Origin of the sequence: Dolichospermum sp. FACHB-1091, from assembly GCF_014697585.1 — a bacterium.
Classification (GTDB): domain Bacteria; phylum Cyanobacteriota; class Cyanobacteriia; order Cyanobacteriales; family Nostocaceae; genus Dolichospermum.
This window is the reverse complement of record NZ_JACJSB010000043.1, coordinates 12,273-32,192: the sequence shown is the minus strand read 5'-3', so window position 1 is coordinate 32,192 and position 19,920 is coordinate 12,273. Positions and strand designations below refer to the sequence as shown.

Below are 19,920 nucleotides of genomic sequence, written 5' to 3'. Positions count from 1 at the left end.
TTAACCAGTAAAACTATCCAGGGATCAAGGGGTCTAAAGATAGGTTTTACTCTATTTTACGTAATTATCAGGGTTGCGGGGATCAGTTTGTCATGAAACCTTAATATATTGCCCTTGACAAGGGAATTATTATCAAGATTTCATAACATTTTAGGCAAAGGAGAATATTTATAAGAGTTGACAGGGAACAGGTGACAGAGGACAGGGAACAGGGGACAGAGGACAGGGAACAGGGAACAGGGGACAGTTGACAACTAACCACTGACCACTAACTAATTACAAAAACGTCTGAATTACTGACATTCGCTGAATTAGCCATTTACCTTCTTTGTGAACCAACTCATAGCGAACACGCAAGTTTTCATGAGAAGACTTTTTTTGTCGGCTATTTTCATAGAAATAAGTAACTTCTTGTACCGTAGCGTCTACAGATACATAATTTTCATCAGTGCCTTTTTTAGACACAGATTCCACTTTTACATCATGTTTATATTGCCGATAACGTCTATCTTCTTGTTCTTGCTGGGCTAATAAACGCCATTGCGATAAAACCTGACCTGTTAAAATTTTGTTTAAACCATCAATGTCATGATTTTCCCCTAAAGCTGCGGCTTTGGCAGATAACCAAGTTTCAATTACTTCCTTTGCGGTTTTATTTGTCAGTTCTTCGTCCCTTGGTTCAGATTGGCCGTTGGGGTCAGGAATGGTTATCGGTGGTTGACTCAGTTCTATTGCTAACTGTTCCCCCTGTAATGACCTACTGGGAAAGAAGATATTTTTTACCAATCCTAGAGTTGTTGATACTAACAACGAAAAAACTAATACTCCTCCCAATGAGAAGAAAACTATCCAAACTAAGCGCGTTCTGGGGTCTAGGCTGCTAAGAAAATTAGTTGGAGACTGCAAAAAACGCTGTGCAATATTATTTATGCTGGGTTTGCGTCGTCTGCGCTTTGGGTGCTGGTGGTTTGTAGCTGCTTTAGAAGCACTACTACCTTGATGTTGTTTTCTGCTGGGCGTTTCCGTTGTTGGTGTTACGGGTATTTGTGATTCTTGGTTTCCCGCTCTTCCATTTGTTGCGGTATGATTCCATCTCGGCATAGAAATCTGATTAGATCTAGGGTGGTGGCGATGGTGTGTTTCTGGTAACTCAGGGTTAGATAATTGGTGTATTTCTCTGGTTTGAGGAGGGTGGTGCCGGAAATGATTAATATCTGGCTGGGGAAAGGATTGAGGATTGATCACTACCCATTCATTTGTTGTTTGGGCATCTGTAGGCAAGGATTCTAAATAAGCCTGTACTTGTCTATCTGCAAAATAATCTTTTAAAGCGGCTTTGTGTTGTGATAAATCACGAAAATGGGGAAATACTTCTTGTTGTAACCATTGTTCAGTGTATAAACACAGTCCTGGCAACAGGTCGGGTGAGTCTTGGGATTTTTCTCGAATAAACGCTAAAGCTTCATATTCTTGACTTAGTTCTAAAACACGGGTAGCTTCTTCCGTTTGTCCCATTAGCAAAGCACAAAGAGATTGTTCTAAATGCACATCTTGTCGTTTTGCTAATTGCATCAACATCTGCTTGGCTTGGCGAATTAAAGCTGGTTGTCGTTGGGTAAAACCTCTGGCAATTAAGGAGTATACTGCTAAATATGTAGCCACGGCTGAAGGACGTTTACTTTCTAATTCAAAGAGTTTATGCTGTTCCGATACTGTTAAAAAATGCCGAATTTGTTGGATAAACCGCAAAAAGTCATCTATATTTAACCCTGATTGATCATTGCCGCTGCCGTCAATCCCACCACGCTCTTCTAAAATAGTTTGTAATAATTCTAAGCCCTGTCGGCGTTTAGCGATCTGTTCCTTTGGCAGTGCTAATAGTTCCAAAATTCTATAAGGACGAAGTTTGTAAAGATCAGCCGTCATTTCGGCGCGGACTGTGGGAAACAATCCTTCCCGTGTTAATAATTCTTCACCTGTTTCTAAAGATACTGCCGCATTTTCATAATTACCTTGTTGCCATTCTTCCCGTCCTAGCTCTAAACAAGCTAAAGACACAGTGAGGATAATATCTGGTAAATCTGGGTTTTCCGCTACTTCGGTCAGGGTACGGCGATTACCTGTTTTAACACCAATTTTACCATGTTTATTGACTAAATGAGGACGACCAAGTTTTAATACCAACTCATATTCTCCTAGTTCCTGGAGAATCAACAAAGAACCAACAAATCGATCTGGGCTGACTTCGATACTGAGACTTGGAACACCAAGATGTTTAGAATTACTCTCTACCAGAGGTTTCAATGGCACTTGATCAGCAGTTGTGTTATCAGTATAGATATGAGATAGATAAAGCTCATCGTAAGACTTGCGCTTTTTAGCATCTAATAAAACCATATAAGCTTCTGAAATTAGATCTTTGCGAGAAGATATAGCCGTAGTTGAATACTCCCGTCGCGGTAGTTGGACAATGCGATCGCTATATGCCTGACGCAATTGTTCCTCGCTTGCCCCTAACGGTAATCCCAAAATTCTGTAGTAATCGAGCGGAATTCGCACAGCTTACGTCCCCTGCACTGTGTTCTCGTAGCATCTCGTAAAAATTAACATAATTCACCTAGATCATACTAGGATGCCAAAACCGTCTCATAATCATAGCCTTATTAATCAATACCGTGTTGTTCTAGCACTATAAGTGTAGATAGTAACAGATATGTTATTTTCTGCCCGATAATTTTATTTATATCTTAAATCGGAAATTTTTGACTCATAGTGATATTTTATTGTATTGGCCTAACCCACTATACCCTAATTTTTAGACAATCCATTCAGAGGCACGTTCACCCAAATCAAGAGGAATGCTAACTGCTTTACCGAGACGGGGACGCTCTTTAGTATCGGTAATAAAAGTTTCTACTTGTTGTGTTCCTCCTAAAGCATGGAGATAATTAGCAATGCTGTCAAGATGATCTTGGTAATCACTTTCGCTCAAGGGGAAAGAAGCTTGGCCTTGGTACTTCCACATGATTTGTAAGAAGATTTTACCTTGAGTGCGGCGAAATTGGACATCGTAGGGCTGTCCCCATTTATTAATCAACAGTTGGCGTAATTCTTTTCCAGTCATAGTAATTTTGGATTTTGGATTTTGGATTTTGGATTTTAGATTTTGGATTTTGGATTTTAGATTTTGGATTTTGGATTTTGGATTTTAGATTTTGGATTGGGGAGTATGAGAAAAAATCATCTTCCCCTCTCCTCCTCTTTCCTCTTTCCTGTTCCCTGTTCCCTGTTCCCTGTTCCCTGTTCCCTGTTCCCTGTTCCCTGTTCCCTGTTCCCTGTTCCCTGTTCCCTGTTCCCTGATCTTATTTAGATTTTACATTTAGTTATGATGTTAAGTTCCGTGAGTCCAGTATGATAAGGATATAAAGAAATGTAATGCTAACAGAAAAGATGCTCACTTGAGTCTTGCACAAAGAGGTACAGCATCGCTGCGGGCGTTATTAGTTCGATGCAGACAAGAATTACTCCAGTGCTGGTACTCTTGTCAAAATGGTTAATAAATTACACAAACAGCGCGTAGATTATGGCTCAATTTTCTGAAATCAATGATGTACCCGATATGGGTCGTCGTCAATTTATGAACCTGCTCACTTTCGGGACTGTTACCGGAGTAGCCTTAGGTGCATTATATCCTGTTGTTAACTACTTCATCCCCCCTGCTAGTGGTGGCGCTGGCGGCGGTACAGTGGCTAAGAACGAATTGGGTAACGATGTTTCAGTCAGTCAATTTTTGAATAGTCATAATGTGGGAGACCGCGCTTTGGTACAGGGACTCAAGGGAGATCCTACCTACATTGTAGTTCAAAGTAAAGAAGCGATCGCTGACTACGGAATTAATGCTATTTGTACCCACTTGGGTTGTGTTGTCCCCTGGAATGTGGCTGAAAACAAGTTTAAATGTCCTTGTCATGGTTCACAGTATGACGCTACTGGTAAGGTGATTCGTGGTCCTGCACCAAAATCTTTAGCCCTAGCTCATGCAGCAGTTGAAGAAGACAAAGTTCTGTTAACTCCTTGGACGGAAACTGACTTCCGTACTGGGGATGCCGCTTGGTGGGCTTAAATACATAGCGCAAAAGTTATTAGTCTCCAGTCAAGAAGAAAAGGGATTTTCATCAACTCTTGACCAATGACCAATCACCACCGACCAATGACCGCTAACCACTGACAAATGACTTTATAGAGATGAGAAATGCCCTTACACCAGCGAGATTAACTCGCACCGCTAAAGTGATGGTTAATACATTGCTAATAGCGATCGCTACTGTGACTTTTTTCTTCACTAGCGATATAACCCGACCACAAACTGCTGCTGCTTATCCCTTCTGGGCCCAGGAAACCGCTCCTGAAACTCCCCGCGAACCAACAGGGCGGATTGTTTGTGCTAACTGTCACTTAGCAGCTAAAAATACGGAGATAGAAGTTCCTCAATCTGTACTTCCTGATACCGTATTTAAAGCGGTTGTCAAAATTCCCTATGATACCAGCGTGCAACAAGTAGGCGCGGATGGTTCTAAGGTTGGCTTAAATGTTGGGGCTGTGTTAATGTTGCCTCAAGGCTTCAAGATTGCGCCAGAAGATCGTATTCCTGAAGAAATGAAGGCGGAAGTGGGTGATATGACTTTCACCCCTTACACTGACGATAAAGAAAATGTTGTCATTGTCGGACCATTACCCGGTGAAGAATATCAAGAAATCGTTTTCCCTGTTCTTTCTCCTAACCCCGCTACAGACAAAAATATTCACTTTGGCAAATACGCTGTTCATGTAGGCGGTAATCGTGGCCGTGGACAAGTTTACCCCACTGGTGAAAAGAGCAATAATAACTTATTCAACGCTTCTGCTACGGGTACAATTAGCAAAATCGCTCAAACAGAAGATGAGGACGGTAACGTTAAGAATGTAATTAGTATCACAACTGCTGCTGGTGATGTTGTTACCGATACAATTCCCGTTGGACCAGAATTAATTGTTGCCGAAGGACAAGCAGTTAACACTGGTGACGCTTTGACTAATAACCCTAACGTTGGTGGTTTTGGACAAAAAGATGCAGAAATCGTCTTACAAGATTCCTCCAGAGTTGCATGGTTAGTTGCTTTTATTTGTTTGGTGATGTTAGCACAAGTAATGCTAGTTCTCAAGAAGAAACAAGTAGAAAAAGTCCAAGCTGCGGAAATGAATTTCTAAATTCAAAAATTCAGGAGTCAGAAGTCAGAATATGAGAATGTAAAGTTTTATTTATTTCGACTGAGATGATTCCTAATTCTGAATTATTTGTTATGGGACAGGCAAAAAGCCTGTCTTTTTTTTATAATGGGATATTGGTTATTGGTAACAAGTCAATGATAGAACTTACAAAATCTTTTTATGTTGATCATCTATTGGTAGAAATTTACAGTTCTGAAATAGCCATGTCTAAAAGTGTGGCTAAAATCACACATCAGTATTTACAAAATCTCCTTGATCAACAAAATCAAGTTACTATTTTATTAGCTACAGGTAATTCCCAAATTCGATTTTTAGATGCTTTAATAGCTTTAGGGGGAATAGATTGGTCACGGGTCATTTTATTCCATTTAGATGAATATTTGGGAATTACATCAGATCATCCTGGAAGTTTTCGTCATTATTTGCGGGAACGGGTAGAAAAAAAGGTCAATCCTCAAAGATTTTATTATATTGAAGGAGATACATTACAACCAGTAGCCGAATGCGATCGCTATAGTAAACTTTTAGAAAATCAACCCATAGATTTATGCTGTTTAGGTCTGGGGGAAAATGGTCATTTAGCATTTAATGATCCAGCAGTCGCAGATTTTCAAGATCCTGCTCAAGTTAAACTTGTCAAACTAGATGATGTTAACCGTCAACAACAAGTGAATACAGGATATTTTGCGAATTTAGCAGATGTTCCCCAATACGCATTTACTGTAACTATTCCCATGATTTGTGCTGCTAAAAAAATAATTTGTTTAGCACCAGATAGCAGAAAATCAAGCATAGTTAAAATCATGTTAACAGGAGATGTGATCACAAATTGTCCAGCTTCTATTTTGCGTCAACAACCTCAAGCTAGTTTATTTTTAGATGTCAATTCGGCTAGTTTATTATCTTAATTAAATAACAACATTCCCGACGGATTAAAAAAGTCAGGGATCTATATATTCCTGATTTGCTGCATTAAATGACCATCTTCCATAGTAATAATTCTATCAGCAATATCTAAAATTCGGTTGTCATGAGTAACAATTAAAATCGTACAATCTTGTTCTTTGGCTAATTGCTGCATCAAATTAACCACATCTCGTCCTGATTTACTATCTAAAGCAGCCGTAGGTTCATCAGCTAATACTAACTTAGGACGACTAACCAAAGCGCGAGCAATAGCTACCCGTTGTTTTTGTCCCCCGGAAAGATCAGAGGGATAATAATTAATTCTATCTCCCAAGTTCACAGCATTGAGCATTGTTTCTGACTGGATATAAGATTCCCAGTGAGAAATATTATGGTGTAATTCCAAAGACATTTGGACATTTTGCATAGCTGTGAGGAAATCTAGTAAATTATGAGCTTGAAAAATATAGCCAATTTGACGACGAACTTGTACTAAATCTTCCTTACTAGCACCTAATAATTCCTGACCATTGAATTTTAAACTCCCCGCTTGTACAGAACGTAAACCACCAATTAATGTTAATAAAGTAGTTTTTCCTGAACCAGAAGGTCCAGTCATAATCACAATTTCTCCAGCTTTGATAGTCAAATTAATATCAAACAAAGTTTGAGTAATTAATTTACCATGACCAAAGTAATGATGAAGATTGGTGATTTCTAAAATATTGTTACCAGGTAAATATTGCATTATTAGTGAGATTATTAGTTAATTAAAAATTTCCGCTGGATCTACCTTCCGAAGTTTATTAGTAGAAAAGAAACCAGAAGTTAAACACATAAAAATTACAGAAGTAAAGACTAATAATCCCTTACTAAAATCCATAACAATTGGTAATTTAGTTGCATCTTTAGCAATATCATATAATCCTAGAGAAATAGCAAAACCGGGAATATAACCCAAGACAGCTAAAATCAAAGCTTGTTGAAATACAACATTTAAAAGATATTTATTTCTAAATCCCATAGCTTTGAGTGTAGCAAATTGGACAAAATGAGTAGATATATTACTATAAAGAATTTGATAAACAACAATTACACCCACTACAAAAGCCATCATTACCATCAAATTAAATACAAATCCAATCGGTGTTCTTAATGTCCAATAGCTTTTTTCAAAATCAATAAATTCTTGACGATTCATGATGATGACATCACTAGGTAAATTTTTAGATAAAGTTGCTAAAATTGTCCGAGGATTAACATTTGCTTGGAGATGAATTAAGCCTATATCTACTTCATTTGCACCATGCTCTGAGAAGATTTTAAAAAAAGTAGAAGAACTAACAATTAAATTACCATCTACACCAAAGGAAGGACCAAGACTAAATAAACCACTAACTTTAACTTTATAACCAACAGTAGCTAAATAACTAAATATTTCCATAGTTATGGGTTGATTCTTTTGAAAATATTCAGCAATTGGTCCAAATTCTGGACGTGCAGCCCGATCAAAAAATACTTGATCAGGAATTTTTAATAATTGAAAATTTTGTTCAATTTCCGGGAGTTTAAAGATAGATTTGACAGGTTCAAATCCCAGAACATAAATAGGATATTTGCGGCCATTTATGGGGTTTTTCAGTTTAGCAAATTGTAGATATAAAGGTGCAACTGATTCTATGCCATTAAAACCCAATATCTGATATAAACGAATACGAGGAAAGCTTTGAGTGGAAGTCAAAGATTTGTATTGGGAGCTAATTAAAAACAAATCACCCTCCAGATTTTTATGTACTTGAGTAGCACTAGCATAAAGAGCATCTTGAAAACCAATTTGCATAAACATTAAAACAGCAACAAAAGCAATACCAGCTAAAGCTACAAAAAAGCGTACTTTTTGTTTTGCTAATTGCAGCCAAGCTAAAGGTATATTTGGAATCATGTTTTACTCCTATTAGCTATTCATTATTACTTACTCCTGACATTTGAATAAGAGCCTGTACCTGTAAATTAGTTAAAGTAGAAAGTCGTTGATTATCTGCTAAGTTATTAATGCGAATTTTTACATCAACTATTCTGTTATCTGTATTTGAACCAGGATTAGCATTAAAGATATTTTGTCTACCAACTTGTAAACCAATATCTGCAACTGTTCCCTTTATTTTGCCACTAAAAGCTTCACTTGTAATTATTGCTGTTTGACCTAAACGAACTTTTGTAATATCAGTTTCATAGACTTCTGCAACTACATACATTTGTTGCGTTTGTCCTAATTCTAATATGCCTTTATTATCAATTATTTCTCCTGGCCAGGTATTAATTTTTAGCACTTGGCCATTAATAGGTGAACGAATATAACTTAAATTTAGCTCGGCTTGAGCTTGTTGAACAGATGCTTTAGCACTTTGCAGATTTGCTTGGGCAACTTGTACATCTGTGGGGCGAATTTCTGCAATACTATTGAGTCTAGCTTTAGATTCAGTTAACTGTTTTTGCAAAGTTTCTATAGTTCGTTTTAAACTAGCATTAGCCTCATTAAGTTGTTGTTGGACAGTATCTCGGCGTAATCTTTTAGTATCTGCATCAGAAGCAGAAATAGCACCATCTTGATATAATTTTTGATATCGTTTATTTTCGGTTTGTGAATTTTTTAATTCAGCTTTTAAACGAGCAATTGTGGCTTTTTGTGTGAAAAATGATCCTCGTAATTCAGCTTCTAAACGGGAAATTGCAGCTTTTTGAGCAAAAATATCACCCAATTTTGCACCTGCTTTTACTTGCTGAAGGTTTGCTCGACTAACTTCTACTTGTCTTTTTGCTTTTTCTAAAGCTGCAAGATTAGGAATATAATTATCAAGAATTGCTACTACTTGTCCTTGACGAATTTTTTCTCCTTTTTTAACTAGGAGTTGATTAACTCTTATCCCTGTTTGAGAATTAGGTGCTGAGAGACTAATTACTTCTCCTTGGGGTTCTAAACGTCCTAAAGCAGCAACAGCGGTAATAGTAGGGATTAAATTAGGGGTAACAGAAGATATGGTAGAGGCTGATTTTGAAGTTTTCTGAAAGTGAAAATATGAAAGGCCATAAATAGATATTACACCAGTAGCTATAACTCCAGAACTCGCCAATATTATCGGACATAAACCTACAGGTTTTATTAATGAGTGCTTTTCTTTGTGTAGCATAATTTTGTCTTTTAAATTAGGAAACATGACAATTTATGACTCTAAATAAGAGACAGAAAAGACATTACACTTGATAGCATCTCTTGATAACCTTGGGTCTAATATAATATCCAGCAAAATACTATTAATCAAAATCTTGCTTATTTTTTAAGACTTGATGATTATATAAAATACTTAACTAATTAAAGATCAAAATTTTGACAGGTAATTGGTAATTAGTTTTTGCAGGAATCATAAGTAATATTTGAAAAATTTTAGCCATTATATGCAAATATCAAATATCAAATATTATTCCTAATAATACCAATTACCAATATCAGGATTTTTATTTATTTAGAACTACCTCTTTCTCTTTTTTCTTCCGCATAATTGCCAAGTATTCGCTGCGTGTTCCGTCTACTCGGTAATGATCACAAATTTGACACAGTTTGAGAAGATCCAAACGACTAAAGATTTTTTGATGTTCAATAGCGTTGTCATTACGCCACCGCCAAAATGTTGTTCTATCAATTCGACGATTGCTTTCAGGCCATCTTCTTCGTGATAAAAAATCAACTAATTCATCTTCATAAAATGAGTAACCTTTTGGTAATTTGAGGAGATCTTCTCGTAACTCATTCAGCGGGATGAGTGGATCTAATTCAGATAGTCTCATGCCAGCAAGCCCTTATAGTTTTTGTAAGTTCAATATTGCAGAAGCCAAATGTTATAATCAAGTTGAACTGTCTGAGTTGATGCTAAAACATTGTTTTAATTTCCCTGATTTAATCATATAGAATAAACTAATTTTTTAAGAATTTCAACCTATATGCAACAAGTTGTTTCATAAAACGATAATTATCGCAATATATGAACTTTGTAAAAATTGCAAGTTTTAAATTCTTGACTTATTCTTAATTTTTATTATCTCAAAGTTTGGACTTAAATAAATTGAAAAATATTTTTTAATTCCTAAGATATATTTTATGGTGACAAATTTTACAGTCAGGAAAATATATTTCTGACGATAGATGTAAAAATACAGAATTTAGCAATAAATACAATTCCTCAACAGACCTGACTTCTTTTATCAATCAGGTATCTGGAACTCTTGATGTTCAAAACATGATTTTAAATCGGCTGCCTTATTTATATTAAAGAGATATGAAATCTATATGCAACTTTGGTCACAATGGCTAAAACTTAGATCATAATGACTGTATTGGATAAGCCAAGATATTTGTCTGACATCTCTATCAATTTTACATTTGCAAGACTTTTTTAAAGTTGCACGTAAGTTGCTAATGAGTTGTAATAGGGTTGTCACCACTTTTAAAGATGAAAATCAATAGGCTGGATATGCCTAAATAAATGAAAGTCATATCTTCTGAAATTAACTAAATTTTAAAAACCTTCTATTAACTGAATGCCCGATCAAAAGAGTGAAATATGATTATGGCTGCTTCCACATTTGAAGCTGCTTTCGCACGGTTACAATCTGAAATTAGTACCTGTGAAAGGTCTGTACTCAAGATGATAAAGGTGAAAAAAAATATGCCTGATACCACAAACATTAAAGGTGAAATTAATACCAAATTGCGAACTACTAACATAGCAATTATTGGTATGGCTTCTATCTTTCCCCAAGCGAAGAATTTACAGGAATACTGGCAAAATATTATTCAGAAAGTGGATTGTATTACTGATGTTCCCCCTTCTCGTTGGCATATAGATGATTATTATGATCCTGACCCCAAAGCCCAAGATAAAACCTATTGTAAACGGGGTGGTTTTTTGCCAGATATTGATTTTAATCCCATGGAATTTGGCTTACCTCCTAATATTTTAGAGGTGACAGATATTTCACAGTTACTCGGTTTGGTAGTGGCAAAAGAGGCAATGGAAGATGCTGGTTATGGTGCATCTCGTCAATTTAATCATGAACGAACAGGGGTAATATTAGGAGTAGCAATTGGTAGACAATTGGCTGTTCCTTTGGGTGCAAGATTACAAGATCCACTTTGGAAAAAGGTTCTTAAAAATAGTGGTTTATCAGAGGAAGATAGCCAGAAAATTATTGAAAAAATCAAAAGTGGATATGTAGAATGGGAAGAAAATGCTTTCCCTGGAATGTTAGCTAATGTCATTTCTGGACGTATTGCTAACCGTTTAAATTTAGGCGGGATGAATTGCGTAGTAGATGCAGCCTGTGCAAGTTCATTAGGTGCATTAAGGATGGCTATTAGCGAATTAACAGAACATCGCGCCGACATGATGATAACTGGCGGTGTGGATACTGATAATTCTATTTTCGCCTATATGTGCTTTAGCAAAACCCCCGCTGTTTCCCCTGGGGATAAGGTGAAGCCTTTTGATGCTGATGCTGATGGAATGATGTTAGGTGAAGGCGTGGGGATGCTGGTAATCAAGCGTTTAGAAGATGCTCAACGAGATGGCGATCGCATTTATGCAGTTATTAAAGGTGTTGGCAGTTCTAGCGATGGTAAGTATAAAAGTATCTATGCCCCTCGTCCCGAAGGACAAATAAATGCTTTACGTCGTGCATATATAGAAGCAGAAATATCCCCTACAAGCATAGGTCTGATTGAAGCTCATGGTACAGGAACGATGGTAGGAGACCCTACAGAATTTAGCTCAATTACCACCGTTTTTAGTGAAAATAACCCCAAAAAACAGCATATCGCCTTAGGAACTGTTAAATCACAAATTGGACATACTAAAGCTGCTGCTGGTGCAGCCAGTCTAATCAAAGCGGCTTTGGCGTTACATCATAAAGTTTTACCACCGACAATTAATATCAGTAAGCCCCATCCTAAACTGAACATTGAGAACTCACCATTCTACTTAAATACGGAGACTAGACCTTGGGTAAGTCATCCTACCCAACCGAGAAGGGCCGGAGTCAGTGCCTTTGGATTTGGTGGTACAAATTATCACGTTGTTTTAGAAGAATATGAACATGAACATCATCACCCGTACCGTTTACACCATACTCCACAATCCCTGCTACTATTTGCCCCCACCGCTTCAGCCTTGTTATCTCGTTGTCAGCAAATCCACCAACAACTACAAGATGATAGTAAAGAAAAATACTATCAACAATTAGTTACTGATTCTCAGATTGGCAAGATTCCTCTTAATTACGCCAGAATTGGCTTTGTAGCCAATGATTTAGCCCAAGGTCAGGAATTACTGGAAATTGCGATTGAAGGGCTAAAACAGAAGCCTGAAGCCCAATCATGGGAACATCCTCAAGGGATTTACTACCGTCAAAAAGGGATAGATATGACGGGTAAAGTGGTGGCTTTGTTTTCTGGACAAGGTTCACAATACTTAGAAATGGGGCGGGAGTTGGTAATGAATTTTCCTTGTTTGCGGCAAACATATACGCATATAGATAGTCTGTTGTGTGAAGACGGTTTACAACCTTTATCAGCAGTAGTATTTCCACCACCAGTTATTGATAAAGCACAGAGACAAATCCAGTTAGAAACACTGCATAAAACTGAATATGCACAACCGGCAATTGGTGTGTTTAGTGCGGGATTATATAAAATATTGCAACAAGCTGGATTTAAACCTGATTTTGTTGCCGGTCATAGTTTCGGTGAATTAACAGCTTTGTGGGTTGCGGGAGTATTAAGTGAAGAGGATTATTTGTTCTTAGCAAAAGCTAGAGGACAAGCTATGGCTGCACCTGTAAATCCTAATTTTGATGCGGGAGGAATGTTAGCTGTTAAAGGAGATATTAGTCAAATAACGGAAGTCATTAAAAACTTCCCTCAAGTAGTTATTGCTAATAGAAATTCTCAGAAACAAGTAGTATTAGCTGGGAAGAAAAATGAAATTAATCAAGTACAAGAAATTCTCAAAAATCAAGGATTTTCTACTTTTTTATTAGGAGTTTCCGCAGGATTTCATACACCATTAGTATCTCATGCCCAAAAACCTTTTGCCCAAGCTGTTGAAAAAGTAAATTTCAACGAACCCCAAATTCCCGTTTATACAAATATCACGGGTGAATGTTATCCCCAAGAACCCCACTCTATCCAAAAGATTCTCAAGGAACAATTGTTAAATCAGGTATTATTTCAGCAGGAAATTGAAAACATTTATGCTGCTGGTGGTTATTGTTTTGTAGAATTTGGTCCCAAAAATGTCCTTACAAATTTAGTGAAAGAGATTTTAAGTGATAAACCCCACATAGCGATAGCTGTAAATGCAAATCATACTCAAGATAGCGATAAAATTCTCCGACAAGCTATAGTTCAATTGCAAGTAGCTGGATTATATTTGCAAAACATAGACCCTTACCAAGTCTCAAGTAAAATTACCGAAGTTTCTCAACAAAAAGTTTTGAATGTGAGATTAAATAGTACAAATATTACCGAAAAAACTCAAAAAGCCTTTGCAAAAGCCTTAGAAAATGGTTCTCATATCAGCTTTGTATCACCTCAACCAACAGTTAACAAAAAGCCTGTAACTTCATTTAATGAAAAATTAGAAGAAGCAGAAATTCAGCCCCAAAATTATGAAAAAGTTATTGATATCTTAGAAGATTTTATCACAGAATTTAGTCAACAACAACGGGATATTATTCACATTCATGAACAGTCATTGCACAGTCAAACAGAATACACAAAAACCTTTTCTCAATTAATGCAACAACAGTATTCATTATTAGAAAATAGTGAAACTACAGAACATCAAGCTAAAATTCTAGAATTAATAATTTCCAGTTCTGAACGTAACATGATGCGATTTCATGATCATCAAGGTGATACTCTGCGTATTCATGAAAAATACCTCAAATATCAACAGGAATATACCCAAAACTATTTTCAACTTCTCCAAGAACATTTTCATTTACTAACCTCAGAAAAAGCAGCTATTAATCATGTAAATCCCCCTCAAATACTCAGCGACTCCGCGCTTCTGCGTGAGGAAAAAATCATCCCATTCATCAAAAACACAGAAAAAACTCTTACCGTAGTTCCCGAAATTCCAATTAACATAGATAAAGCCACCCTGAGTCAAAACCTATTAAATATAGTCAGTGAAAAAACAGGTTATCCGCTAGAAATGTTAGAACTGTCAATGGATATAGAAGCAGATTTGGGAATTGATTCCATCAAAAAAGTAGAAATTTTAGGAAGTTTATTAGAACTATATCCCGACTTACCTAAACCTAACCCTGAAGAAATTGGAGAATTGAGAAATTTGGGCGAAATTGCTAGTTATATGCAGCAGCAAGCCCAGAAAATTACTAAGTTATTAACTGAAGAAATAGTAGAGATAACAAAAACCACACCTCAGCCAAATATCCGTCGTAGTATTGCAAAACTACAACAACTTTCCGCACCTGACAGTTTAGAATTTTCTCTTGCTGATAACCATATTGCATTAATAACTGATAATGGTTCTTTTCTTACCGAGAGATTAGCAAAAAGTTTGACAGATAAAGGCTGGAAAACAGTGATTTTAAGTTTTCCTGGTGTCGAATCAAATGTTAATCAAGGAATCAATAGAGTAGTTTTAAATGATTGGAATGAAGACACTTTACAACAACAGTTAAAACAAATTCATGATAATTATGGTACTGTAGCTGCATTTATTCACCTTCACCCGTTAACACCATTAGACATAGAGAAATCTATTCTTTGCCACGTTTTTTTAATCGCTAAATATCTGAAAGAACCACTAAATGAAGCCGTAAAATTAGGACGCAGTTGTTTTATTAACGTGGCGCATTTAGACGGTGAATTTGGATTAGGAGAAACCAATAAATTTAGTGCTATTGCGGGAGGATTATTTGGACTTACTAAGAGTGTTAATCAAGAATGGGAAAATGTATTTTGTCGTTCTATTGACCTAAATCCAGAGTTAGATTTAGAAACATCTGTTAAACATATTCTCGCCGAAATTCATGATCCAAATTTGTTAATTCAAGAAGTAGGCTATAGCAGCAAAGGTAGAGTTAACTTAATTGCAGATTTCACCCCATTAGTAACCACCAATTCTCCTAAAGAAATTACCAAAGATCAAGTATTTTTAGTAAGTGGTGGTGCAAAAGGAATCACAGCCCAATGTGTAATTAAAATTGCTCAAAAATATCAATGTAAATTTATTCTTTTGGGGCGTTCCAGCACAGAACCTGAACCAGTTTGGGCAGAAAATTGTGAAAATGAAGCGGAATTAAAACAGCGAATTTTAGAAAATTTCCAAGCCCAAGGAGAAAAGCCCACACCAATAATGGTACAAAAAAAGTATCAACTTATTTCCTCACAGCGAGAAATTCAAAATACTCTCAAAGCTATTCAAAAAGCAGGAGGACAAGCGGAATATCTGAGTGTAGATATTACCGATAAAGTATTATTAGAATCAAAATTGGCAGATGTAATTGAACGTTTTGGGGCGATAACTGGTATTATTCATGGTGCAGGAAACTTAGCTGATAAACGCATTGAAAAGAAATCAATTCAGGATTTTGAAAATGTTTATGCAGCTAAAATTCAAGGTTTAGAAAATCTTTTAAGATGTGTACCAGCAAGTCAATTACAATATTTAGTTTTGTTCTCTTCCGTAGTCGGATTTTATGGCAATGTGGGACAATCAGATTATGCCATAGCCAATGAAATACTCAACAAATCTGCCCATTTAATTAAACATAATTACCCTAATTGTCATGTCATGGCTATCAACTGGGGACCTTGGGAAAGTGGTATGGTATCACCAGAATTAAAAAAAGCCTTTGCAGAAAGAGAAATTGAGGTAATTCCCATAGAAACAGGAACACAAATATTAATTGACGAATTAACAAACTCTGATCAAAATACAGTTCAATTAGTGATTGGTAGTCCTTTATTTTATGTTCCTTTGACCTTATCTAATGATTTAAAAACCTATCGCATTAAACGCCAATTAACATTAGCAGAAAACCCATTTTTACAGGATCATATTATCGCTGGTTTTCCTGTACTTCCTGCTACCTGTGGTTTGTCATGGATGACAAATGCTTGTGAACAAATATATCCCGGTTTTACAGCTTTTATTGCTTCAAATTTCAAAGTTTTAAAGGGCATAGTTTTTGATGAAACTTTAGCAAATGAATATGTTTTAGAAATTCAAGAACTTGCGAAACATGAAAATCAAGAAATAGAACTTGCTGCTAAAATTAGTAGTCAAACGCCAGATAAAAAAATCCGTTATCATTTTAGCACGAATTTAATTCTCAAACGAGAAATTCCTCCAGTTCCAAATTATGAAAACCTGAACTTTAATCAGGATCAAAATCTACTCAAAAATCATCAAGAATTGTATCAAGTAAATACTTCTAGCTTATTTCATGGAGTCACTTTTCAAGGTGTAAAATCAGTTTTAAATACTAGTCTTAGTCAGATAACAATTGAATGCTTTTTATCAGAACCAACGGTAGAAGAACAAGGACAATTTCTAGTTCAAACATTTAATCCCTATATAGCAGATGTCCAGATTCATTCTCTCTGGATTTGGACTCAACATTTTCATCAAGTTGGCTGTTTACCATCAGAAATTAACAACTTTGAACAATTTGCAAAAGTGCCTTTTGGTGAAACATTTTATGTTACTTGTGAGGTGAAATCAAAAACAGAATCTTCGGTAATTACAGATGTGATTACCTATAATCGTCAAGGACAAATTTATAATCGCATGATTGGTGCAAAAGGAACAATTTTACCTAGACAAATAGCAAAATATTAGATATTTTTCACGCAGAGAATTAAATTCTAAAATCTGGAGAATGATCATGGAATTAATTGCACAAAATCCCAAGTTAGCAATTGTCGGTATGGATTGTTTTGTTAGTAATTCATCAACATTAAATAAATTTGAAAGACTGATTTATGAAACTAAGCAAGATGCAGTTACATCTTCAGATTATCAGCAAAGTCCATTAAGTCGAGAAGTGATCAATTCTGCTCTTAAAAATGCTCAAATTAAACCGGAAACAAAAATAGGCTTAATTATTATTTCTCCTTTAGAAAATTCGGACACCTTAGCTAGTTATATTTCGGCGGAATTAGTATTTTTATCCGCAGAAAAATCGCTTTTGTCAGCTTTAAATATAAGTCAACAATTATTAAGTAATCAACAAGTTGAAGCTGTTTTAATTGTCGGAATAGATAGAAATTACCCAAGGGAAGTTAATGGAGGTGTATATACTTTTAGTTATGATGAAAATGCGAAAGATATAATTAAAACAGCAGGTGTAGCCGCAGTTGTATTTCAATTACATGAAACAGCTAAACAACAAAATCATCGTATCTATGCAGTTATTGATGGTTTGAGTGTAGTGAAACATTCTCCAAATCACCCAGAAATTGTTACTCAAGTTTGTCAGGAAGCGTTTCAAATAGCAGATATTAAAGCCGCAGATATTGGTTATTTAGAAGTTGTTGCTAGTGGGATTTCTAACGCAGATACGGCGGAAATTCAAGGTTTAATATCAGCTTATCAGACAGGAAAAGAAAATCTCAGTTGTGCTATGGGTAGCGTTAAAGCAAATATTGGCAATACACAAGCCACTGCTGGTATATTTAGTCTGATCAAAACTGCGCTTTGTCTATATCATCGTTATATTCCTGGTGTTCCCCACTGGTCAAATCCTAAACAGCCAGAAATTTGGCAGGGAAGCCCTTTTTATGTAGCAGTAGAATCAAAACCTTGGTTTTTAGAATCTGATACGACTAAAAGAATAGCTGCGGTAAATATTACGGAAGAAGATAATCAAGATAATCAAGATAATACTTATGGACATTTAATTTTGTCAGAAGAAATCAGCCAGATAGAACGTAATAGTAAATATTTGGAACAAATGCCTTATTATTTATTTACTATCGCAGGAGATGATCCTGCTTCTTTATTAACACAAATTACCGCACTTCAAGAAAATATTACAGGTATTTCTTGCCTATCTCAACTGGCTAGTAATTATTTCCAAAAATATCAGCGATATCAAAAATCAACCTATGCTTTAGCAATTCTATCACGACATCCAGAGGAATTAAAACGAGAAATTGAAAGGGCAATTCAGGGAGTAAATATTGCTTTCAATACTGGTAAAGATTGGCAAACTCCCCTTGGTAGTTATTTTACAATTAATCCCCAAGGAAAAAAAGGCCATGTTGCCTTTGTTTATCCTGGTTCTTTTACTTCTTATATAGGAATAGGCAGAAATATTTTCCGTCTTTTTCCCCAATTACATAATGATATTGTCATTAAAAGTGTTTATAATCGAGTCGCTAACATTGAAAAAATTCTCTATCCTCGTAGCATTAATAAACTATCAAAAAGACAACTAGAAACTATAGAACAAACATTAATAAATGATCCAGTTTCTATGCTGGAATCAGAAGTTGGTTTCGCTGGATTAATGACAGCAATTTTGAAAAAATATTTCCAGATTCAATCACCTTATGCTTTCGGATATAGCCTTGGTGAAACCAGTATGATGTTAGCCCAAGGTATCTGGACTAGCTTTAAAAGTACCAGTGATTATTTGCACTCATCACCTTTATTTAAAACCCGGCTATCAGGTCCTAAAAATGCAGTTCGTCAACATTGGGGATTACCTTTAATTGATGAAAATAAAGGGGAAGAATTTTGGAGTAGCTACATTTTAATCTGTGCATATTCTCAAGTAAAAGAAGTTTTAAAAAATGAACAACAAGTTTATATAACTTTAATTAATACACCGGAAGAAGTAGTTATTGCTGGTGAAAATCAGGCTTGTCAAAGAGTGATTGAAACTTTAAAATGTGACGCTTTTCCTACATCAATTAATCATGTAATTCATTGTGAAGCAATGCAATCTGAATATGATGAATTAGTTAAAGTTAATACCTTACCAACTCAAACAGATTCAAACACAATTTTCTATTCTGCTGCTGAATATGCACCCATGAAAATTGATGGTCATTTAATCGGCAAAAATATCGCCAAAGCCCTCTGTCAACAACTTGATTTTCCTCGCTTAGTTAATCATGTTTATAATGATCATATCAGAATCTTTATTGAAGTCGGTGTTGGTAGTAACTGTAGCCGTTGGATTAGCGAAATTCTCAAACATCAAGAACATCTAACTGTATCTCTAAATAAAAGAGGTGCAGATGATCACACCTCTATTATTAAAGCATTAGCTAAACTATTTAGTCATCGAGTTGAGTTAGACTTATCACCTTTATATTCCTTACCCAATATCAAATTTGAACAAGAAATTGCTTACAAGAATCAATCATCTTTGCCAGATACTTCCTTATTTAATTATGAACGCAGTATTAAATCTCTCCCTAATTATCAAGGTTTAAATGATAATAATCTGCGTTTGGCTAAAGCACACAGCTTTTTATTACAATCTCGGCAAAGATCACTTCAAGAACTTAGTATATTTCTCCAGCAGCAATTAGATTTATACAAAAAAATGGTCATACAAACAAGAAAAGAAAAATAAAAATATAGATTTTTTTAATTTGAAATAGGACTCTAATATCAATTAGATTTTAGGCTGCACAGAATTATA

Annotated in this window: 11 protein-coding genes; 5 read left to right on the top strand and 6 right to left on the bottom strand. The window is 35.7% G+C overall.

Going from position 1 to position 19,920, the window contains the following annotated elements; translation table 11 throughout:
- Window positions 1-276: 276 nt before the first annotated feature.
- Together H6G25_RS19700 and H6G25_RS19695 are read right to left on the bottom strand one after the other, a co-directional pair.
- On the bottom strand, window positions 277-2,559 hold the full coding sequence (locus H6G25_RS19700; protein WP_190393947.1) for an IMS domain-containing protein: 2,283 nt from the start codon (window positions 2,557-2,559) through the stop codon (window positions 277-279).
- 256 nt (window positions 2,560-2,815) lie between these two features.
- Complete coding sequence (locus tag H6G25_RS19695) at window positions 2,816-3,124, bottom strand: DUF3067 family protein (protein ID WP_028090991.1); 309 nt, start codon at window positions 3,122-3,124, stop codon at window positions 2,816-2,818.
- A gap of 459 nt (window positions 3,125-3,583) precedes the next feature.
- On the opposite strand from H6G25_RS19695, the gene petC reads away from it, so the two are divergent.
- From petC to H6G25_RS19680, 3 genes are all read left to right on the top strand, one after another.
- On the top strand, window positions 3,584-4,123 hold the full coding sequence (petC, locus tag H6G25_RS19690; protein WP_028082951.1) for a cytochrome b6-f complex iron-sulfur subunit: 540 nt from the start codon (window positions 3,584-3,586) through the stop codon (window positions 4,121-4,123).
- Between the two features lie 122 nt (window positions 4,124-4,245).
- On the top strand, window positions 4,246-5,247 hold the full coding sequence (gene petA, locus H6G25_RS19685) for a cytochrome f (protein WP_190393946.1): 1,002 nt from the start codon (window positions 4,246-4,248) through the stop codon (window positions 5,245-5,247).
- A gap of 155 nt (window positions 5,248-5,402) precedes the next feature.
- The gene (locus H6G25_RS19680; RefSeq protein WP_190393945.1) at window positions 5,403-6,176 is read left to right on the top strand and encodes a glucosamine-6-phosphate deaminase; all 774 of its coding nucleotides are present in this window, start codon (window positions 5,403-5,405) and stop codon (window positions 6,174-6,176) included.
- A gap of 41 nt (window positions 6,177-6,217) precedes the next feature.
- Here H6G25_RS19680 and H6G25_RS19675 read toward each other — a convergent pair whose 3' ends face one another.
- From H6G25_RS19675 to H6G25_RS19660, 4 genes are all read right to left on the bottom strand, one after another.
- Window positions 6,218-6,922 (bottom strand): DevA family ABC transporter ATP-binding protein, encoded by a 705-nt coding sequence (locus H6G25_RS19675; RefSeq protein ID WP_190393944.1) that lies wholly within the window; start codon window positions 6,920-6,922, stop codon window positions 6,218-6,220.
- 18 nt (window positions 6,923-6,940) lie between these two features.
- Window positions 6,941-8,116, bottom strand: a complete 1,176-nt coding sequence (devC, locus tag H6G25_RS19670) for an ABC transporter permease DevC (RefSeq protein ID WP_190393943.1) — start codon at window positions 8,114-8,116, stop codon at window positions 6,941-6,943.
- 16 nt (window positions 8,117-8,132) lie between these two features.
- Window positions 8,133-9,362 carry an ABC exporter membrane fusion protein gene (locus tag H6G25_RS19665; protein WP_190393942.1) on the bottom strand — a complete coding sequence of 410 codons (1,230 nt, stop codon included), beginning with the start codon at window positions 9,360-9,362 and terminating at the stop codon, window positions 8,133-8,135.
- A 325-nt stretch (window positions 9,363-9,687) separates the two neighbouring features.
- Window positions 9,688-10,017, bottom strand: coding sequence for a hypothetical protein (locus tag H6G25_RS19660; protein ID WP_028082946.1), 330 nt, complete (start codon window positions 10,015-10,017; stop codon window positions 9,688-9,690).
- Between the two features lie 779 nt (window positions 10,018-10,796).
- Here H6G25_RS19660 and H6G25_RS19655 point away from each other — a divergent pair.
- Together H6G25_RS19655 and H6G25_RS19650 are read left to right on the top strand one after the other, a co-directional pair.
- The gene (locus H6G25_RS19655) at window positions 10,797-17,102 is read left to right on the top strand and encodes a type I polyketide synthase (RefSeq protein WP_190393941.1); all 6,306 of its coding nucleotides are present in this window, start codon (window positions 10,797-10,799) and stop codon (window positions 17,100-17,102) included.
- Window positions 17,103-17,148: 46 nt separating this feature from the next.
- Window positions 17,149-19,851, top strand: a complete 2,703-nt coding sequence (locus H6G25_RS19650; protein WP_190393940.1) for a PfaB family protein — start codon at window positions 17,149-17,151, stop codon at window positions 19,849-19,851.
- Window positions 19,852-19,920: the final 69 nt, after the last annotated feature.